General features: G+C 62.2%; 14 protein-coding genes. 10 read left to right on the forward strand and 4 right to left on the reverse strand.

The genetic code is table 11. From position 1 onward, the window contains the following. The first annotated feature begins 33 nt into the window (after positions 1-33). Positions 34-1,710 carry a peptidoglycan D,D-transpeptidase FtsI family protein gene (locus B9Y95_RS09305; protein WP_234994073.1) on the forward strand — a complete coding sequence of 559 codons (1,677 nt, stop codon included), beginning with the start codon at positions 34-36 and terminating at the stop codon, positions 1,708-1,710. Positions 1,711-2,528: 818 nt separating this feature from the next. On the opposite strand, the gene B9Y95_RS20335 is transcribed toward B9Y95_RS09305, so the two are convergent. Beyond that, the gene (locus B9Y95_RS20335; RefSeq protein WP_143736398.1) at positions 2,529-2,795 is read right to left on the reverse strand and encodes a hypothetical protein; all 267 of its coding nucleotides are present in this window, start codon (positions 2,793-2,795) and stop codon (positions 2,529-2,531) included. Between the two features lie 391 nt (positions 2,796-3,186). On the opposite strand from B9Y95_RS20335, the gene B9Y95_RS09310 reads away from it, so the two are divergent. Further along, positions 3,187-3,636 (forward strand): DUF7882 family protein, encoded by a 450-nt coding sequence (locus B9Y95_RS09310; RefSeq protein WP_085511577.1) that lies wholly within the window; start codon positions 3,187-3,189, stop codon positions 3,634-3,636. A gap of 412 nt (positions 3,637-4,048) precedes the next feature. On the opposite strand, the gene putP is transcribed toward B9Y95_RS09310, so the two are convergent. The 3 genes from putP to B9Y95_RS09325 all read right to left on the reverse strand — a co-directional run bounded on the left by putP (position 4,049) and on the right by B9Y95_RS09325 (position 8,674). Continuing rightward, positions 4,049-5,566 (reverse strand): sodium/proline symporter PutP, encoded by a 1,518-nt coding sequence (gene putP, locus B9Y95_RS09315; RefSeq protein ID WP_085511578.1) that lies wholly within the window; start codon positions 5,564-5,566, stop codon positions 4,049-4,051. A 191-nt stretch (positions 5,567-5,757) separates the two neighbouring features. Further along, the gene (locus B9Y95_RS09320) at positions 5,758-7,191 is read right to left on the reverse strand and encodes a putative Ig domain-containing protein (RefSeq protein ID WP_159453366.1); all 1,434 of its coding nucleotides are present in this window, start codon (positions 7,189-7,191) and stop codon (positions 5,758-5,760) included. An 805-nt stretch (positions 7,192-7,996) separates the two neighbouring features. Beyond that, a complete protein-coding gene (locus B9Y95_RS09325) occupies positions 7,997-8,674 on the reverse strand; it encodes a GntR family transcriptional regulator (RefSeq protein ID WP_085511580.1) in 678 nt (225 codons plus the stop codon). 275 nt (positions 8,675-8,949) lie between these two features. Between B9Y95_RS09325 and B9Y95_RS09330 the strand changes: the two genes are divergently transcribed. The 8 genes from B9Y95_RS09330 to B9Y95_RS09365 all read left to right on the forward strand — a co-directional run bounded on the left by B9Y95_RS09330 (position 8,950) and on the right by B9Y95_RS09365 (position 18,585). Continuing rightward, the gene (locus tag B9Y95_RS09330) at positions 8,950-10,620 is read left to right on the forward strand and encodes a GspE/PulE family protein (protein WP_085511581.1); all 1,671 of its coding nucleotides are present in this window, start codon (positions 8,950-8,952) and stop codon (positions 10,618-10,620) included. A 46-nt stretch (positions 10,621-10,666) separates the two neighbouring features. Beyond that, complete coding sequence (locus B9Y95_RS09335; RefSeq protein ID WP_234994038.1) at positions 10,667-11,899, forward strand: type IV pilus twitching motility protein PilT; 1,233 nt, start codon at positions 10,667-10,669, stop codon at positions 11,897-11,899. Then, on the forward strand, positions 11,899-13,128 hold the full coding sequence (locus B9Y95_RS09340) for a type II secretion system F family protein (RefSeq protein ID WP_159453367.1): 1,230 nt from the start codon (positions 11,899-11,901) through the stop codon (positions 13,126-13,128). Before B9Y95_RS09335 ends, B9Y95_RS09340 begins: the two co-directional genes overlap by 1 nt. 209 nt (positions 13,129-13,337) lie before the next feature. Further along, the gene (locus B9Y95_RS09345; protein WP_085511582.1) at positions 13,338-13,826 is read left to right on the forward strand and encodes a prepilin-type N-terminal cleavage/methylation domain-containing protein; all 489 of its coding nucleotides are present in this window, start codon (positions 13,338-13,340) and stop codon (positions 13,824-13,826) included. A gap of 176 nt (positions 13,827-14,002) precedes the next feature. After that, positions 14,003-15,241 carry a type IV pilus modification PilV family protein gene (locus B9Y95_RS09350; RefSeq protein WP_085511583.1) on the forward strand — a complete coding sequence of 413 codons (1,239 nt, stop codon included), beginning with the start codon at positions 14,003-14,005 and terminating at the stop codon, positions 15,239-15,241. Next, positions 15,238-15,915, forward strand: a complete 678-nt coding sequence (locus tag B9Y95_RS09355) for a PilW family protein (RefSeq protein WP_268808538.1) — start codon at positions 15,238-15,240, stop codon at positions 15,913-15,915. The genes B9Y95_RS09350 and B9Y95_RS09355 overlap by 4 nt, the downstream gene beginning before the upstream one ends. Positions 15,916-15,919: 4 nt before the next feature. Beyond that, complete coding sequence (locus tag B9Y95_RS20340) at positions 15,920-17,746, forward strand: hypothetical protein (RefSeq protein WP_143736403.1); 1,827 nt, start codon at positions 15,920-15,922, stop codon at positions 17,744-17,746. Continuing rightward, positions 17,743-18,585 (forward strand): prepilin peptidase, encoded by an 843-nt coding sequence (locus B9Y95_RS09365; RefSeq protein ID WP_085511586.1) that lies wholly within the window; start codon positions 17,743-17,745, stop codon positions 18,583-18,585. Before B9Y95_RS20340 ends, B9Y95_RS09365 begins: the two co-directional genes overlap by 4 nt. The last annotated feature ends 9 nt before the right edge of the window (positions 18,586-18,594 follow it).

An 18,594-nucleotide genomic window follows, 5' to 3' on the forward strand; every position in this document is an offset into this window, starting at 1 on the left:
CTCACCATCCTGTTGGCGCTGCGGTTGATCGAGGTGCAGATTGTTCGTGGACCGACGCTTGTCGCGGACGCGCAGGAGAAGCTACGCAGTGGGTCGACGACCTTTGGGGCTCGAGGTAGCATCCTGGACCGCTCGGGTCGTGTCCTTGCGTTGTCGGTACCTCACTTCGAGGTCACTGTGTCGCCTGCGGACGCTGCGGACTTTTCGCGCATTGTCGACGGAGACGAGCAAGTGATCGAGCTCAAAATCGCGGCCGCGGAGATCGGAGAGGTGATGCAGATGTCGGGGCAGCAGGTCTTGGCCATCATCGACGGAGCTCTCGCGGTCGACCCACACTCAAACTGGGCTCGGCTGTCGGAGGCAGTGAGCTTTGCGCAGTTCAGGGCGCTCGATGCGCTTGACGTGCCCTGGTTGTATTTCGCTGAACGAGCGGGCCGCAGCTACCCCCTCGGCGCAGTGGCGGGCAACCTCGTCGGCTTCCTGGGCGACGATGGAACGGCATTGGCTGGGGTGGAACTGCTAACCGATGACTGTCTGCGCGCGGCGAACGGGTTCACCCGCTACGAACGGTCCCGTCAGGGAGTTCCGCTGCCCGGCACCACGCAGACGCATCTCGCGCACGCTGGCGGTGACGTAACCCTCACCATCGATGCCGATCTGCAATGGTTCGCCCAACAAGCCCTCGCGGAACGTATTGAGGCGGTAGGAGGGAGCTGGGGTGCCGTGACGATCGTCGAAGCCGCAACAGGCAAGTTGCTGACGGTCGCGGAGTATCCGAGCGTCGACCCCGGAAACGTCGACGGCACGCCCGTCGAACACCGCGGATCGCGCGCGTTTACTGCTCCATTCGAGCCGGGCTCAACGTACAAGACGCTGACTATGCTTGCGCTGCTCGAAGAGGGCAAAGCGACACCCTCATCCCGCGTTCTCGCTCCCTACCGCTATCTCGCAGACAACGGCGCGGACATCAACGACACTGCCCCACACGACGATCAATCACTGACGCTTACGGGAGTGATGGTGCATTCCTCCAATACGGGCATCGCCCAGCTCGCCGAACGTCTCACGAACCGTCGTCGTTTCGACTACTTCCAAGCACTCGGTCAGACCTCTCCAACCGCTGTCGGATTCCCCGGTGAGTCGGGCGGCATCCTGGCGGATGTTGAGGAGTGGGACAACCAAACTGTCTATGCGACGATGTTCGGTCAGGGCCTAGCAACTACTGCGGTACAAGGCGCGAGCCTCTATCAAACAGTTGCGAACAACGGGGTACGAATGCCCCTGCAGCTCATCGAAGCCTGCGAATCTGTCGACGGCACAGTCCTAAAGACGCGGCAAGAGGATGGCGAACGAGTATTCTCCGAACGAACAGCGAAGGATGCGGCCGACATCCTCGAGACCGAAGACCGTGCTAGCTGGGTCGCCGGTGATGTCGAGGTTGAGAACTACCGAGTTGCGATGAAGACTAGTACCGCGCAACAGCCCGACGGGTTTGGCGGGTACAGCGATAGCTACCTTGTGTCGATGAGCGGGTTCTTTCCCGCCGAGGCGCCGCAATACGTCGTCTCCGTCAACATCGCCGATCCAGTCCTCATGAACACCTCCGGTGCAGCCTCTCCCGTGTTCCGCGACGTCATTATGCAGATTGCGAAAAGCTACCGGGTACTGCCCTCGGAACATCCTCCAACGATCCTACCGCTCGAGTATTGACGCCAACAGCTGCTCCATGTGTCCGATTCTTGCTCAGTCACAGGCGCGTGAAAGAGTCTGCGCCGTGCGTTGCAGGGCGCGTTCAACGCCTATCACCCGAGTTGCCCACAATCAGCTCTTGAACTGACGAGTCTTATGCCTGTTTCTTCGCGAGCGCGTCTACCAGGTGCTGCACCGCGCTATGCCCTGCAGGTAATCGAAGCCTGGGTGAGTGGGTGAACGGTTGCACCGCTTCGGCGGCTCCCGATTTCCGGGCGGAAATGCGCTGGAACAACTCGCAGGCGATGGGGAGGTCGGGAGCGACTCAAGCGCCGCACGAACGTCACTGCGAAATCCGTGCTCCACGGGTCACTGTGCAACGCACGGAGAGCATTCATCGAACGCTCGCCTTGAGCAGTGCAATCGTATTGTTTGAGCTGGCGGGACCTCGGGAAGGCAATACGCTCCCTGGGTAAGCGTAGCCCTGCGACCTCGTCGTCAACCGCGGCGGCAACGGCATTACCGCCGGTCCGAGACTAGCTAATGCCCTCAGTCGTCCGCTGTCCACACTATGTGGCGGTCTCGCGCGGAGACTTGCTCCGGAGGGGTAAACGCTGCTCGACTACGTGTCACTCGTCGCTCGATGGCTGTGCAGATGGCACGCCACTGCCGGCGGGAAGAGGTGCACTGGTATCACCGTCCATGCGATCCGCCCCTCTCATCCACGCGGTTGCTGCACGAACGTACCAACTACCTCCTCTCGGACGCCCTCGTGGACGGCGCTCTTGGGGTTTCGATCAGCGCTGTCAGCCCGCCTCTCCGATGGTTCGAGAAGTTTGCTAATAGTTCTCGTTGTAGCTCACCATCCCCGACCAACCACCTGAGGGCTTCTTGGTGCAGTCGACCCGGTGAATACTCTTGGCCTGCCCGGTACGCAGAAGCTGGACAACCTTGTCGTTCACCCCGGTCCAGCAGGTCGATTCTGATGAGTAGTTGCCGTACCAGGTGCGCAACGCGGCATGGGCTGGTGTGGCTACCGCCACGCTCCCTCCCACGGCGAGTACCACTGCGACCGTCGCTCCGGCGGCAATCCGCTTCAGGTCCATCTCAACTCCATCCTCCTGGTTTACTTATCAAAGCTTATCGCATCTCCAACTTTAGACCAAAATTTTTAAGCTAAACATGTCAGACGGCCCACATGATCCGTGCCTCGATGCCGACTATGCAACAAGGGCGATCGCGTGGTGCGCAGATGGGCTAACTTGCCTTGGGGGAGCCGACGTTGCTTTCACCTCGGTCACGTCGACCTCGCGTGGCTAGCAAGGAAGGGGATCGTGCTCGGGGGTCGCTCTGTTGAGTGCCGTGGCGATCAGCGAGAAGGCCTTCGGTGGTTGCGTGCTTCCTGGACTACCGAACCACTGACGCATTGAGGTTCTTGAGCAGACGAGATTGGACGCTAGCCTCTACCATCAGAAGCAGATAATATATCGGAAATGGATGATCTTAGCTACCCGCTCTTTGTCCGACAGACGATACGCGCTCGAGTTCGTAAGGTCGAAGGGTTCACGTACCCCGGGACTCGTTGACGACAACCTCGCCACCGACGAGAGGGCCCGAGGGTGCTACCTAGCACGGAGGACGGGAGCCTGGATCATCGGCACGCTCATCTACGGCAACAACATCGATCGAAAGCAGATCATCGATCACCAACTGGTGCACCTCAAAACCATTGTTCTGATGAAGCTTCGACGCAACGAACCATTTGCGCTTACGGTCCATGACGGCGAACGGATGGACACGCGGAGCACGTTCTGGATCCACCCGGCTGTCTCGCTTTGTTTTGTCTTCGATACCTGCGAGCGGGTCGATATGGACCGACAGGTGCTCGAGTCGCTCATGCGTCAAGCGAACGGTGGCGAAATGACGATTGATGCCGATCGCGCGTGATCGGTGGCGGGAGCCTGATTGGGCCGCTCAATCGCCAATGAAGCGTCCGTATGAAGGTGGCGGCAGATTTGTCTTTGGGGCCGAAGGCTCGCTGTCGCCGGCGAGACGTGCATGGTCGTGGACTGAGTGACGAGCCGAGGGATGGGGTACAAACTCGTCTGCGCGGGCGCCCGTGTCGCCTGGGCTGGCGCCGACAGGTCCGGCACCGGTGACCACGGAGTGCTCGGTGCGTCGTCATCGGCATCGCCGACGAGAGATACCCTGATGCCGGCACCGCCCTCGTAGCGAGCACGACGAGGGCAGCCCCCTACATCGTCGCTTAGTCGGCCTAGGCGTTCGTTTCGTGTTCTCGGGCGGGACGACCGCGTCTGGTCGTGATCCGCTGGCTCGTGCCGCCCGAGAACGCGCCTGGCTAGAAGCCTGTGTGAGCGGGGAGCTGGACGGACCCAGTTCGTGCACTCTCGCTCGCTGCTGCGAATTCCGCATCGGACTTCGCGTCGTCGTTTGGGGAGAGCCGACTTGCGATGACGGCGACCAGAACGTTGAGGATGAAGCCTGGAACGATTTCGTACATCGTGCTGGAGAGGAGCCCGACGTTGCCCCAGACGATGACCGTGACGGCGCCCGCGATCATGCCCGCGATTGCCCCGACCTTGGTGAGTTTCCGCCAGAACAGCGCGAGCAGCACGATTGGGCCGAATGCGGCCCCGAATCCTGCCCATGCGTATGCGACGAGGTCGAGGATGGAGGAGTTGGGGTCCCATGCCAAGACCGTGGCGATGATTGCGACAATGAGCACTCCGCCCCGCCCCAGGAGCACTTGACTTCGAGTCGACGGTCGCTTCTTTGCTCCGATCTTGTAAAGGTCTTCGACGAGAGCCGAGGACGACACGATGAGCTGTGAGGACACCGTGCTCATGATCGCCGCGAGTACGGCTGCGAGTACGAACCCTGCGATCAGCGGGTGGAAAAGCCGCTGTGAAAGCTCCAGGAACACGCGCTCGGGGTTCTGCAGTGCGAGTTCGGGGTGCTGCTGGAAATAGGCAACGCCAACCAGTGCGGATGCCATCGCCCCCATCACAGAGAGAATCATCCAAGTGATGCCAATTCTGCGACCAGACGTGGCGTCTGCGGGTGAACGAAGCGCCATGAATCGAACCAGGATGTGTGGCTGGCCGAAGTACCCGAGCCCCCAGGCGGCGGCCGAGATGGCGGCAAGGATCGTTCCACCGGTGAAGAGGCTGAACATGTCAACGGTCGTGCTTGCGGCACGGATGGACTCGATCGTGCTCTCGATCCCACCGGTCTGCGTGAGCCCGACGATCGGAACCGCGACGAGGGCCGCGACGATCATCGTGCCCTGGACCACGTCCGTGTAGGTGGCTCCAACGAAGCCTCCGAAGAGCGTATAGAGCACGGTCACGCCGGCGACGACGAGCAAGCCGATGTGGTACTCGGATCCGAAGGCACTTTGGAAGAACACCCCGCCGGCGACGATTCCCGCCGATACGTAGAAGGTGAAGAAAATGAGGATGACCAGGCCTGCGACGGCCCGGAGCGTGTGTGAGGTGTCTCGTAGGCGATTCTCGAAGAATCTCGGGAGGGTGATCGCGTTCCCTGATATCTCCGTATAGGCGCGCAGGCGTGGAGCGACAAATTTCCAGTTCAGCCATGCACCCACGGTGAGCCCGATGGCGATCCACGCCTGGAACAGGCCTCCGATGTATAGCGCGCCGGGTAGCCCGAGCAGGAGCCAGCCAGACATGTCTGAGGCGCCCGCGCTGAGCGCGGCAACGCCCGGGCGCAATTTTCGTCCCGCGAGCAAGTAGTCATCGAGATCATGGGTGCGCCGGTACGCCCACCATCCGATACCGAGCATGACCGCCATGTAGAGCACCATCGCGAACAACTCGAACGTTTTGTCAGGCATACAGACTCCCCCGCTAACCATCTATGTCTTGGCGTTGAAGTATGTCAGATGTGCGAGGATCAGGGAAGAGGGGGCTCGTCGAGTACCGCCGGCCGCTTATCGTTGTCGTCGGGCGTACCACGTCCGCCGGACCCTCTGTTCGGGCGGACGGGCGCACCTTGCAGGGAGCGCGTTGAGTTGTTCGGCGCGGACTATCGGCCGAGGTTATGCGTTCTGCGTCGAGCGAGCAGCATGACGCCCAGGCCCAGCATGGCAATCGCGGTCGCGAGTGGCGGGCGCGGATCTGCGCCGGTGGCGGGGAGCGCGATGGTCCTGTCGAGCGTTGTGACCGAGGGGACGGTTGTTGGAGGAGGGGTTGGCGTTGTTGTTGGTGGTGGAGCGTCGATTGTGATGGTGTCGGACAGTACGGCTGGTTCTCCGAACCCATTGGAGGCTGTAAGCGTGAAGGAGTAGGTGCCGGGAGTCGTCGCCGTTCCGCTCAGCTGACCGGTAGAGCTCAATGTGACGCCGTCAGGCAAGGCCCCAGCGGTGAGGGTGACTTCTGGCGCGGGCGCACCGCCGACGACATATGTGTACTCGAGCGGTGATCCGGCGATGCCGTAACCCGCTGAGCCGGTGATCGTCGGTGGGACGGCCGCTGCGGCGACGGTGACGGTGTCGGTCCGTGATGCGGGCGGCCCGATGATGTTGGTCGCGGTCACGGTGAACGTGTAGGTCCCAGCTGCTTCTGGCGTTCCCGCAAGTGTTCCGTCTGGGGAGATGGTAATTCCTGGGGGGAGGGTGCCGGCGGTCAGGGAGAGTGTGGTGTCGGGGGCAGAGGGAAGGGCATAAGCGTGCTGGTAGGGGACGTCAACGGTGGCTGCTGGTGCCGGTGTCAGGACATAGGGTGCGCTGTAGAGGTAAATTTTGCTCACAACGTTCGACGCGAAGGCGATGGTCCCAGACTGGGGGTCGACGGCCGGCACTCCGAACGTGCCTTCCGGAGGTCCAGCGAATCGGCCAAGTTCGGTGCGTGAGTTTGTATCAGTGACGACGAATGTGCCGTCGAAGTTCGCTGTGTACAAGTGCTCTCGTGTGGAATCTAAGGTAATGGAGCGGCCATTTGTGCCGCTGAGTACCGTGACGAGGGCGTCAGTGGACAGGTCGTACACGTTCACGCTTCCGCCGCCGACGTACAGCAGCTGCTGGGCTGGGTCTATCGCGAAGGATCGGGCGAAGGTCCTGGTTGGGAGGACGCCAATGAGGTCAAGGGTGTCTCCGTCGAATATTCTCGTCCCGGTGAAGCTTGTTGTTCCGGCGAAGAGGCGGTGGGAGGTAGGGTCCACAGCAAGAGCCGTGAATCCGGGGAACGATGAATCCACGGAGCTCGCTAGTGTGTTCGTTGTGGCGTCGATCCGATACAACACCGAGCCTCGGGGAGTGGAAGCGTAGACCGTTCGCGTGGTTGGGTCCACTGCGATCGCACCCAGTGCCGTGGTACCGAGATTCACCTCTGCGATGACGGTGGCGCCATCGAGGTCGACGACGTACACCGAGCCGCTCAAGCCTGACAGGTATGCTCTGCGGTGCTCTGAATCGACCGCTACTGCCGCTATCGGGCCAGGCAGTGCGATGAATCCTGACACGGTTCCAGTTGTCCCACTTACGATGGTCAAGAGCGAGTTCGCTGACGAGCCGACATAGAAATCCCCGGTCATCGAATCAGCAGCCACATCGACTGGGTCGGGGACGTCAACAGATCCGGGCAATGGGGCTGCGATGGCAGCGCCAGAAACCAGAACACCAATAAGGACGAAAGCTGCGCCGACAGCACTAAGCACCCCACGCACAGCTGCCAGTCGACGCATCGTCCTTCGCCTCCTCAAAAGTGGTTCGTCGTCATAGTCTTGGTTCTATTCGCCACAAAATCAGCCCCTTTCCAAACACGCCGCAACGCGCTAAGGCACACCTCCGATAACCAAGTGAGCCACCGACCGCCATATCGCTCGACGGAGCCGAGGATGATGATTTGGCGCAGACTGTATATATGAGCGCGGTTTGCGGCTCTCGCGCTGACCGGAGGTGCGCCGCTCTAACGACAACCTGCTACGACCATGGTCAGCGCGAGCGGGCACCGGTTCGTCGGTCCGGGATAGCGTGCCACCGGGCTTGGACAGGTGCCCCGCTTGTGCCGATCGACCGGGCAGTAGTCCGAGTTGAACTGCCTCGGCCTGATCGTCCTGAGACCACAGCGTCGGATGTCATGCTCGTTGGGCCTGGTCCTTCTCCCGGGGGGGGGGGGGCATCAACCCCGGCCGTCGAACGCCTCCTTCGCGACAGGACGACAGCGTGACCGGTGCGTGACATGCCCTCATTCTCGAGCGACAACTCGAAAACCTCAGCCGTTCGATGGTGGACGGCGAACACACGCGGCGTTTCAGCGGTGACGCATCACGGCTGAGGCGAAGAGGAGACCGAGATGAGCGGTTCTGAGAGGCGGAAGATGCTCTCAACGGCAAGTTCCGCTGCGATCGGGTCCCCCCCGCCCAGTGCGGTCCTTAAGGCGTGGTAGCCATCATCGAGAACGCTCCAGTCCATGTCAGTGTCGCCGCGGGTCGCCGCGAGACGGTAAGCCAGGCCATCAATGATGTCTTTGGTCGCCGTGACCAGGGTGGCGTTCGGGCACGCGGCAATGATCTCGTCGAAGAAGGCCCAGTAGAGCCGGCCGTGCTCCTCGGCGTCCCGATCCGTCACAGCGACGATGACCTGATCCAGGGACCGCGTCAATCGTTTGATCTGCGAAGCGCCCAGCCCAGGAACGGTGACACGAACGACGCCCCCGAGCATTGCTCCGAGGGTTTGCAACACCTCGGTTCGCTGCGCCGGATCAGGGAGAGCCACCCGGGTGTAGCGTTGCGCGGCCATCTCGATGAGCCCAACTCGAGCGAGGTCGTTCAGCGCCTCTCGGATCGGAGTCCGCGAAATCCCGAGCCACGACTGCAGCTCTTGATCGTTTAGGTGCTCACCCGGTTCGAGTGTGCCGTCGAAGATCGCTGTTCGGATGCGGTCTACTACCATTTCCCTCAGAGAGCGACGCTCCACGGGCGGATGTGCAGCAGGAACCGGCATATTGAACTCCTCAACTAAGCAATCTGGTATAGCCAGCATAACCAAGATCAGCAACAGATGATGCGCATCTCGGGTCGCTACCGCTCGCATCGGCCACAAACCAGGCAGCTGCATTCGAGCTGGGTGCCGGGCTGCGTACCCGATGGCTCTTGGTCGAGCCCCAGTGCGTCAGCCGTATCGCGTCGGGGTGCATGTGCAATCGGGTGCAACTTTCAGATGCTAAAATAGCTATGGGCTGATATTTATACAGCGTGGTGCTAACCCGGAGGAGTCGCATGTCGAAGTTGGCCGAAGTGCTGGTGGCGCAGGGTGCGCTCAGTCGTGAGGTGTTCCGTGGCCTCGACATGGAACCCCAGAGCGAGGAGCATCTGCTCGATAGTCTCCTGCGCACGGGGGAGCTGAAGGTCAGTCAGATCCGGCGCGCACAGGCTGCGGTTGCTGGTGTGGAATTTGTCGAGCTATCGGGTTTCACGGTTGATGCTGAGGCTGTGCGGTTGGTGCCGTCGGGTGTCTGTCGACGCCACGAAGTGCTGCCGATCGGCTTCCGCTCAGGATCCCTCCTGGTCGCCATGGCGGATCCCGGCAATCTGCTGGCCACCGACGATGTTCGCGTATACGCCCGGCACAATGTCATTGGAGTCGCCGCTGACCGTGACGACGTCCTGGCGGCCATCGACCGGTACCATCGCGCGGACGATGAACTCCATGATTTGACCTCGTCGCTGGCGGAGTCTGACGGTGCGCAGCAGGATACGAATGCGGAACTGACCGGGGCGTCCGACGTGGACGCTCCGATTGTGCGCTACGTGAACTTGCTGGTATCGCAGGCTATCCAGGACAAAGCTTCCGATGTCCATATCGAGCCGGGTGAAACGGGTGTGCGTATCCGGTATCGCGTAGACGGCGTGTTGCACGAGATGCAGACGGCGCCTCGCTCCATTCAGAACGAGCTCGTTTCACGTCTGAAGATCATGAGTGAGATCGATATCGCCGAGCGGAGACGACCGCAGGATGGCCGAATGTCTGTCCGTCATGCGGGCCGCGACATCGACCTCCGGGTCGCGACGCTTCCCACGGTGTGGGGGGAGAAGATCGTCATGCGCATCCTCGACACCGCGCACACCGGGCTGACCTTGCAAGATCTGAACCTTCTTCCGCACAACGCCGAAACGTTCGCAGAGGCCTACGGAAAACCGTATGGGATGGTGTTGGTGACCGGCCCGACCGGGTCGGGGAAGTCGACGACGCTCTACACCACGTTGAACGAGGTCGCCCGGCCGGAAATCAACGTCATCACGGTAGAAGATCCGGTCGAATACCGAATGCCCGGCGTGAACCAGGTCCAGGTGAACGTGAAAGCCGGGCTAACGTTCCCAACCGCGCTGCGCAGCATGTTGCGCAGCGATCCCGACGTCATCCTGATCGGCGAGATCCGCGATTCCGAAACGGCTCAGATAGCGATCGAGGCGTCCCTCACCGGACATATGGTCTTGTCGACATTGCACACCAACGATGCCCCGGGCGCTATCACTCGGTTGACCGAGATGGGCGTCGAACCATTCCTGGTCGGCTCAGCGCTCGACTGCGTCGTCGCGCAACGTTTGGCCCGGCGACTCTGTGAGCAGTGCAAAGCCCCCGCGACGTACGGGCCAGGTGAGCTTGCTCGGATGCGATTCCGCATCTCCGCCCACGGAGAGCCTCCTACCCTCTACCGACCCGTCGGGTGTGTCAGCTGCTCCGGCAGCGGCTATCGCGGACGCGTTGCCATTCACGAGGTGATGGCTGTCACGGAGGAAATCGAACGGCTCGCCGTCCAGCGCGCACCGGCTGCGGAAATCGGCCGGGTAGCCCTCCAGCAGGGCATGCTGTCGCTCCGACAAGACGGCTGGGAGAAAGCCAAGCTCGGCCTGACCACAGTCGAAGAAGTCTCCCGCGTCGTTGCCTAACTACCCGCGCCCCAACCCCACGCCCCACACTCTGAAAGAACCGTCCGTGATATCCGATCCCTCCCCCCTCCTCGACCCCTTCGCCGGCGAAACCCTCGACGGCCTCCTACACATGGGCGGCGAACCCCAGCCGCCCACCCCCGCTGACCTGCACCATGAGCCAGTGTTCACGCCGCCGTCACCGATCAGCCCGACAGCTGGACTGCACGCAGTCCTCTTGGAAGCCGTGACACGAAAGGCATCGGATGTGCACGTCACTGCCGGCACCGCGCCCATGCTGCGCGTGATGGGCGAGCTGCAGCCAGTCACTGCCGAGTTTCCGACGTGGGGTGCAGCGTCGATCGAGCGCGAACTCTTCAGTCTGCTCAGCGACGCGCAAGCAGCGAGCCTTCGCGAGCGGTCGGAACTTGACCTTGCGCTCACGATCGAGAACGGAAGCCGCTTTCGTGTTAACGTCTTCCGACAGCGAGGCACCTATGCGGCTGCGTTCCGGCTCGTCCCTGACCGCATCCGATCACTGCGCGAGCTGGGAATGTCCGATGACATCGCCGCTTTCGCTGACCGGCCCCGCGGTCTCGTCCTCGTCACAGGCCCCACCGGTTCGGGAAAATCGACCACGCTCGCCGCGCTCCTCGATCTGGTGAACGCGAAACGCTCGTGTCACATCATGACCATCGAGGATCCGATCGAATTCGTCCACGCGAACAAGCGTTCCATCGTCAATCAGCGGGAAGTCGGCTCCGACACCACCAGCTTCGGGATGGCGCTGCGGCAAGTGCTGCGACAGGATCCCGACGTGATCCTGATTGGCGAGCTTCGAGATCATGAAACCATCTCGGTCGCGCTCACCGCCGCGGAGACCGGTCACCTCGTGCTGGCCAGCCTGCACACACAGACCGCAGCGCAGACCATCGACCGCATCGTCGACGCGTTCCCGTCTCATCAACAAAACCAAGTACGTATGCAACTCGCCTCAACACTGCAAGGTGTGGTGTGTCAGGCGCTCTTGCCTCGGCGGGACGGTGGTGGCAGGATCGCCGCGACAGAGATCCTGCAGGTCACACCCGCGGTATCCAACCTCATCCGCGAAGGCAAGAACTACCAAATCCCCACCGCCATTCAAGCCGGCCGCAACGTTGGAATGATCTCCCTCGAGCAAAGCCTCGCGGGCCTGGTAAACACGGGAGTGATCAGCGCGCACGACGCACGATCCAGAATCACCGACGACGAACAGTTCACCCGCATGCTGCACGGCGCAGGCAACGAGGGTGTGCGCTGATGGCTGATGCAACCACCTTCGCCTACACCGCCCGGCGAGCAAACGGGCGACTGGTGAAGGGGCGCATGGATGCGCAGTCCGAGGCGGTGGTCGTTGCACGCATGCGGGAGCTGTCACTCAGCCCCGTCGCGATCACCGAGTTGACGAAGGGGGTCGGATTCCAACGCGAGATCAGCTGGGCGGGCTTCAAAACCCCGAGTAAACCCAAAGATCTCGCGATGATGACCAGGCAGTTGGCGACGATGATCACCGCAGGTATCGGCCTGCTCAGCGCCCTCGGTATCCTTGCCGAGCAAACCGAGAATACGGCTCTGCGAGAACTGCTGACCTCCGTCCGCGATGATGTGGAATCTGGCCAGTCGCTCTCTGACGCCGTCGCGAAGCATCCGACGCAGTTCCCCGCGGTGGTCATCAGCATGATCCGCGCCGGCGAATCCGGCGGTTTCCTCGAACGATCTCTGTCCGCAACTGCCCTCACCCTCGAGAAGCAAGTTGCACTGCGAGCGACTGTGAAATCTGCCATGACGTACCCCATCGTGGTCCTGGGTATGGCTGTCGCCGCAGTCGCCGTCATGCTGCTGTTCGTCGTCCCCGTGTTCAAGACCATGTTCGAGGACATCGGTGGCGGACTTCCCATCCCCACCCAGATCCTCGTAGCCCTCTCCGAGTCCCTCATCTGGCTTGCCCCGCTTCTGACCATCCTCACCGCCGCCGGCGCGCTGTGGTGGTCCAGGAACCGTCACCGCAGCGCCGTTCGTCAGATCATCGATCCCATCAAACTCAAAATTCCTATCTTCGGTCCACTCGTGCAACGCATCGCGGTCGCCCAGTTCTGTCGAACGTTCTCCAGCATGCTCAGCGCCGGCGTACCGCTGCTCTCAGCGCTGTCGATCGTCGCCTCGACGACCAACAACACCGTCGTCGAGGCGGCCATTGAACGCACTGGAAGCGCCGTCCGCCTCGGAGAACCGTTTGCCCAGTCGCTCGCCACCGAACCCGTCTTCCCGCCGATGGTCACGCAAATGCTCAGCATCGGTGAGAGCTCGGGCTCGATGGAACAAATGCTCGAGTCGCTCGCGGGATTCATGGAAGTCGAAGTCGATGCGGCAACCGCATCGCTGATGTCCATGATCGAGCCCGTCATGGTGGCATTGCTAGGCGTAGTCATCGGCGCCATGGTCATCGCGCTCTACCTCCCGATCTTCGAGATCGTCACCGTCATGCAGTAGCGCACCCCGGTAAACATTGCCCCGGAATGTGTACCGACAGCCAGGGCGAATTTGGCGCGCCCGGAACCGGGCCGCGAGCGTTCTCACCGGAACCTCCAGACGGCAGAGCAGCGACCCAACACCGCCACTAACCATGTTACTATTTATCCGCCAGCTGTTGATATTACAGACGGTTACCCTCTATTACGCATCACAGGATTGGACTACCCATGCATTTCGACCTCCTCGCAAAACTCGACGAGCGTCGCCGCGCCCTGCGCGAAAATAAGGATGGCGGCTTCACGCTCGTCGAGCTCATTGTCGTTGTCCTCGTCGTCGGTATCCTCGCCGGCATCGCGGTCCCGATCTACATCGGTGTGCAGAACAACGCGAAAGACAGCGCCGTGCAGGCTGACCTCGCAAACGCGAAGACCGCCGTGGTGTCGTACATGACGACCAAGGGGTCGTACGCGGATCTGAAGGATGACCTGCTCGAGAGCATGAACGACCTGAAGAACCACGGCCTGACCAAGAGCCAGTACGTGATCAGTGATCTGAAGTTCACCGCGGGCACCGAGCAGGAGTTCTGCATCACGGCACTGTCGGAGACGAAGAACACCTTCTACGTCACATCAGCAGAAGGCGTCGCGCAGGCCGAGGACCCTGCGGCGCTGCCCACTGGATGCGACGCGCCGACCGAAAAGCCGTCGAACCCCTAAGCGTCGCAATGCCGCACGCTTCGGCGTGCGCCGGGATGACCGCTGCGGTGCTGCCGCAGTGGTCATCCCGCCCCTGTTACTTCTCTCCCGATTGGTCAGCCGTGCTCCTACCGCCCGCAGCCTCTTATGCGAGCCGACCGAACGCCCTCGAGTATCGAGATCGCGGATCGAGCCTCATGGAAGCGATCGTCGCGCTCCTGGTTTTTGCCATCATGGCCACGGGATCAATCGCCGGCATCACGTCAGCCCTGAAGATGATCGCCGAATCCCGCTACCGGCAGGCCGCGCACAACCTCGCGTCGCAAGACATTGACCGCATGCGAGCGGTACCTGAACTGGCTGACATGAAATCGTTGGAATACGACGTGACCCTCGACGGCACCACATTCGTCGTGGACCGCTCGATCGGCTGGGAAACGCCGCACATCGGCCCTGTGCTGCCTGACGATGGCAGTGGGAGCAGTGCAAGCGGCTGTCCGCGTGTAGCGGTGGAAACGACCCGTTACGTGAGCGTCGAGGTCACGGTGACGTGGACGGGTATGAGCCCGCTCGGCGGTGCGGTGACCAGTAAGACCCTCATCGGCGCGAATGACACCATCGACTCTCCCGGCACCGGCTCGATCATCGTCGAGACCTATAACGCCGTCGGTGAGCACCTCGCCGCATCATCCGTCACCGCAACTATTGAGCCAGCACCTGTGCCCGGAGAACCCGAGCCGCCCGCCGGAACGCCCCGCACTGTCCCAGGTCAGTGCTCCGTTATCACCGACCTCGCGCCCGGCGACTACACGGTCTCTCTGTCGGCGCTCGGCGCCCATCTCACACCAACCCACGAAGTGGCACCTACGCAAACGGTCACCGTCACAGCCGGTCACTCGATCACGACACGCTTCGTCTATGACGACCGTATTTGGATCAAGGCCGTCGCCCGTCAACCGTCCACAGGCGCCCCCTGGGGCGCTCTGATGGCGTCTGACATGAAGCTTGCCGTCATCGGCCCCGACAACACCACCCTCTACGACCTCGCCGATGAAATCCCTGTGCATCCCTCCGCCCGCGGGTACCAGATCGTCGCCGGCGGCGGGGAGACGTGCCGCGCCGCAGACCCAGACGAGTGGACCGTCGCGCAAAAGCGGTACCCCGCGGTCCCCGTGACTGGTCCATCCAACGCGCCGGAAGTGTCCTACCAAGGCTGGGGTGTCGATCTCGCCAACCTCGCCGGTATCGCAACGATCACCGCACAAGATCCAGCAGGACTGTGCTCGCCGCTGACCTTCGTCCGGGCAGACCCGACGCAGCCCCGCGAGCCACTCTTCATGCCGTTCGGAACCTGGGATGTCCGCTATGGCACCCGATGTGACTCCTTCACCTTCGGGCCGACAGGGGCCGGACCCGTCAAGCGGTGCACAACATGACACCGGGTGTCGTACACCGGCGGCGCCCTGATGAGGGGATCAGTTTGGCAGAACTGATGGTCACCATCATGCTCATCGCCATCGTGATGACGATCGCGACCGGAGCGTTCGCGTCGATGGCTCGAGTGACTGCCAACGCGCAATCCATCGATCTCGATGTGCGCAATGCTTCGAACGCCATGAATGAAGTGTCGCGGGTGCTGCGCGCCGCGACCCGCAACCCCGTTCGAGAAACCGCCCTCGCGGCACCCGCGGTCATTGAAGCCCGAGCAGACACCGTATCGGTGTACGCGTACGTCAACCTTGAAAACGCGGACGCACGCCCGATCATGGTGACGTTCGCCGTGACGGACACCAACGACTTCGTTGAATCCACCTACGACGGCGTCCAGGATGAGCGAGGCTACTGGGACTTCACCGGCCCAGCCCGCACACGCACCCTCGCCGAGAACGTCCAGCGAACGCCCGAGCAACCAACATTCCGCTACCTCGACCTCGCCCAGCGCACGCTCGAACTCGAAACCGACGGCGCTCTCTCGGAACGCAACCGGCGCCAGGTCACGGCCGTGGAGCTGCAGATCACCGTGGATGGTGTCGACGGTGCCAACAACCGCGTTGGTATCACCCTTCAATCAACGGCGCATCTGTCCAATGTGCACAACGCGAGGAGCTAACCCCATGGCACTCACACCCGCGACGCCGACACACTCCCGCGACTCCGGCGCAGCCTTGCCTCTGGTGATCGCGCTCGGCATGGTCATCATCATCGTCGCGACAAGCGCGATCGCTTTCGCCAACGGCGGAGGGCTCAAATCCCGCCACGACGCGGACTGGGACGCGGCACTCGCCGCAGCATACGCCGGCGTCGAAGAGTACCGTTCACGACTGACCGCGATCAGTGACTATCAACTGTGTATCAACGACAATTCTCCGTTCACTCCGGAGCCGCCTTCGGAGGTTGACGGCTGCGGGACTAATCCCGCCTTAAGCGTCGAGCCGGCCGGTGATTGGGCGAGGTTGGACGACAGGTCAGCATTCCGGTACGAAATCGACAACTCTGGTTACGCCTCAACGGGCGAACTCCGAATTCGAGCAACCGGGCGAGTGGGAACGGTGACGCGTTCCGTCATCGCTGAACTTCGCGAGGAAGACCTCACCCGATACGCGGCTCTTGTCATGTTTGCCACGCCCACAGCCAGCAGCAGTAATAACTGGGGCTCCTCGAACTGGGGCACCCCGGATTGGGGCGACCCAACAGCTCCCACCAGCGACCAGTTTGCGCGAAAGTGCGACCGCGCCGCCTGGGCGGGCCGTGACAGCGAGGCATGTCCGCAAACAGTGTGGGGAGCGCCGGGCACCCTCCTCGGCAATGCCGTTTGGCAAGGCCCGGTCCACTCGAACGACAGCATCGTGGGCTGCGACGTCACCTTCGAGGACAGTTTTGGCTCGTCCGACCCGCACACGCGAGCTGACACGAGCCGCGGGTGCGGTGACGACCAACGACCGGTTGTCTACAAGAAGGTCATCGACATTCCGACCACCCTTGGTGTGCTGCGCGAGAACACACAGCCCGTGCCAATCAACGGTGCGGTCGGCTGCTTGTACACCGGCCCGACCTCAGTGAAGTTCCACAGCAACGGATCCATGACCGTGCGAAGCCCCCAAACGAAGTACACCAACGTCCGTCTGGACCTCCGCGATATCCGCAACCCAGCTGAATGCGGCACACCCGGGACCGCGCCAGGAGCGCTGGGCAGCCCGGGCGGAGCAACCATTTCCGTCCTGGATGGCAGCATTCTCTACGTTCAAGACATCACCGATGCGACGAAAGATCCGAACTCGCACGACACCTGGACTGTGCAGGCGGGCTGCTTCACGAGCAACGGTGTCGGCTTCCCGATTGCCGGCGAATCCCACCCGGTCGCGATCAACAACAACCAGTACCGCACTGCGGCGTGCCCGTACGGGGCACGGTCCGGCGACCTGTTCGTCGAGGGCGAGTTCACGGGGTCGATGTCTCTCGCCGCGGAAGGCTCCGCCTACCTCACCGGCAACCTCACGAACGTCGAACCGATGAGTGATCTCTTGGGGATCATGGCGCAACGCGACATCGTGGTCTGGAACCCGATCACGTGGGAGCGCCCCATCGGTTGCGAGGTCAGCGGTGCTTGCGGATCGCCTATTCCACTTGTTGGGGGTGATCGGGAGATCTCGGCGTCGTTGCTGTCAACGAACGGCGGGATCGTCGTGCAGAACGCTGGTGCTGGAGGCAATCAAGGGGCGCTGCGCATTCATGGTTCCGTCGCTTCCCGATACGCCGGGATCACCCACATCACCGGCCCCGGCGGGTACACCGGCGGTTATCAGGACGTTGTCGTCACCTACAACGAACGCCTACGCTCCGCCGCCCCGCCCCGATTTATCCGACCAAACAGCGCGGTGCACACACTGGCAGAGCTCATTGAAGTGAAGCCCGCGTTCAGCCCCGACGGGACCCCGCAATGATCACCATCCCCGACCTCGGCATCGTGCTCCCCCTGGCATTGGCAGGTTTTGCCGGTTTGCTTGTCGGTTCGTTCCTCAATGTCGTCATCTACCGAGTTCCGGCAGGACTCTCGCTCGTCCGCCCACGCAGCGCCTGCCCAGAATGCGGCACGCAGCTGCGGGCGATGGAGAACCTACCCGTGCTGTCCTGGCTGATGCTTCGGGGACGATGCCGACACTGCCATACGCGCATCTCGGCTATCTACCCGCTGGTCGAGGTCGGTACCGCGCTCTCATTCGCGCTCGTGACCGCATGGCTGATCGCTGCGCACGAGCGGACGACGTCGGCCGCGGCATTCTGGGTCAACTTCGTCGCCTTCCTCTACCTCGCCGCAGTGTCCATCTGCCTCACGCTGATCGACACTCGAACGCACCGGCTGCCGGACCGAATCGTGCTGCCCATGTATCCGGTAGGTGCCGTGCTCTTCGCCGTGGGTGCCGCTACTGGCAGCGGTGTCCAACCGCTGGTCACTGCGCTGCTCGGCGCGGTGGGCTTTTGGGCAGCGTACGCGCTCCTGCGCTTCGCTTATCCCCAGGGAATGGGGTTAGGGGATGTGAAACTTGCCGGCGCCGTCGGCTTGTTCGCGGGATGGTGCGGCTGGGAGAGCGCGGTTGTGGCGTTCTTCGCGCCGTTCATCCTCGGCGGACTGCATGCGACCGTCTTGCTGCTCACCCGACGAGTCACCCGGAAAACGCCGTTGCCGTTCGGCCCGTGGATCATCAGCGGCACCTGGCTCGGCGTCATCGCAGGGCCGAGCGTCGTTGCCGGCTATCTCGCACTCGTCGGTTTGACCCTCTAATCCTCGAAA

Source organism: Plantibacter flavus, assembly GCF_900177615.1.
Classification (GTDB): Bacteria; Actinomycetota; Actinomycetes; order Actinomycetales; family Microbacteriaceae; genus Plantibacter; species Plantibacter flavus.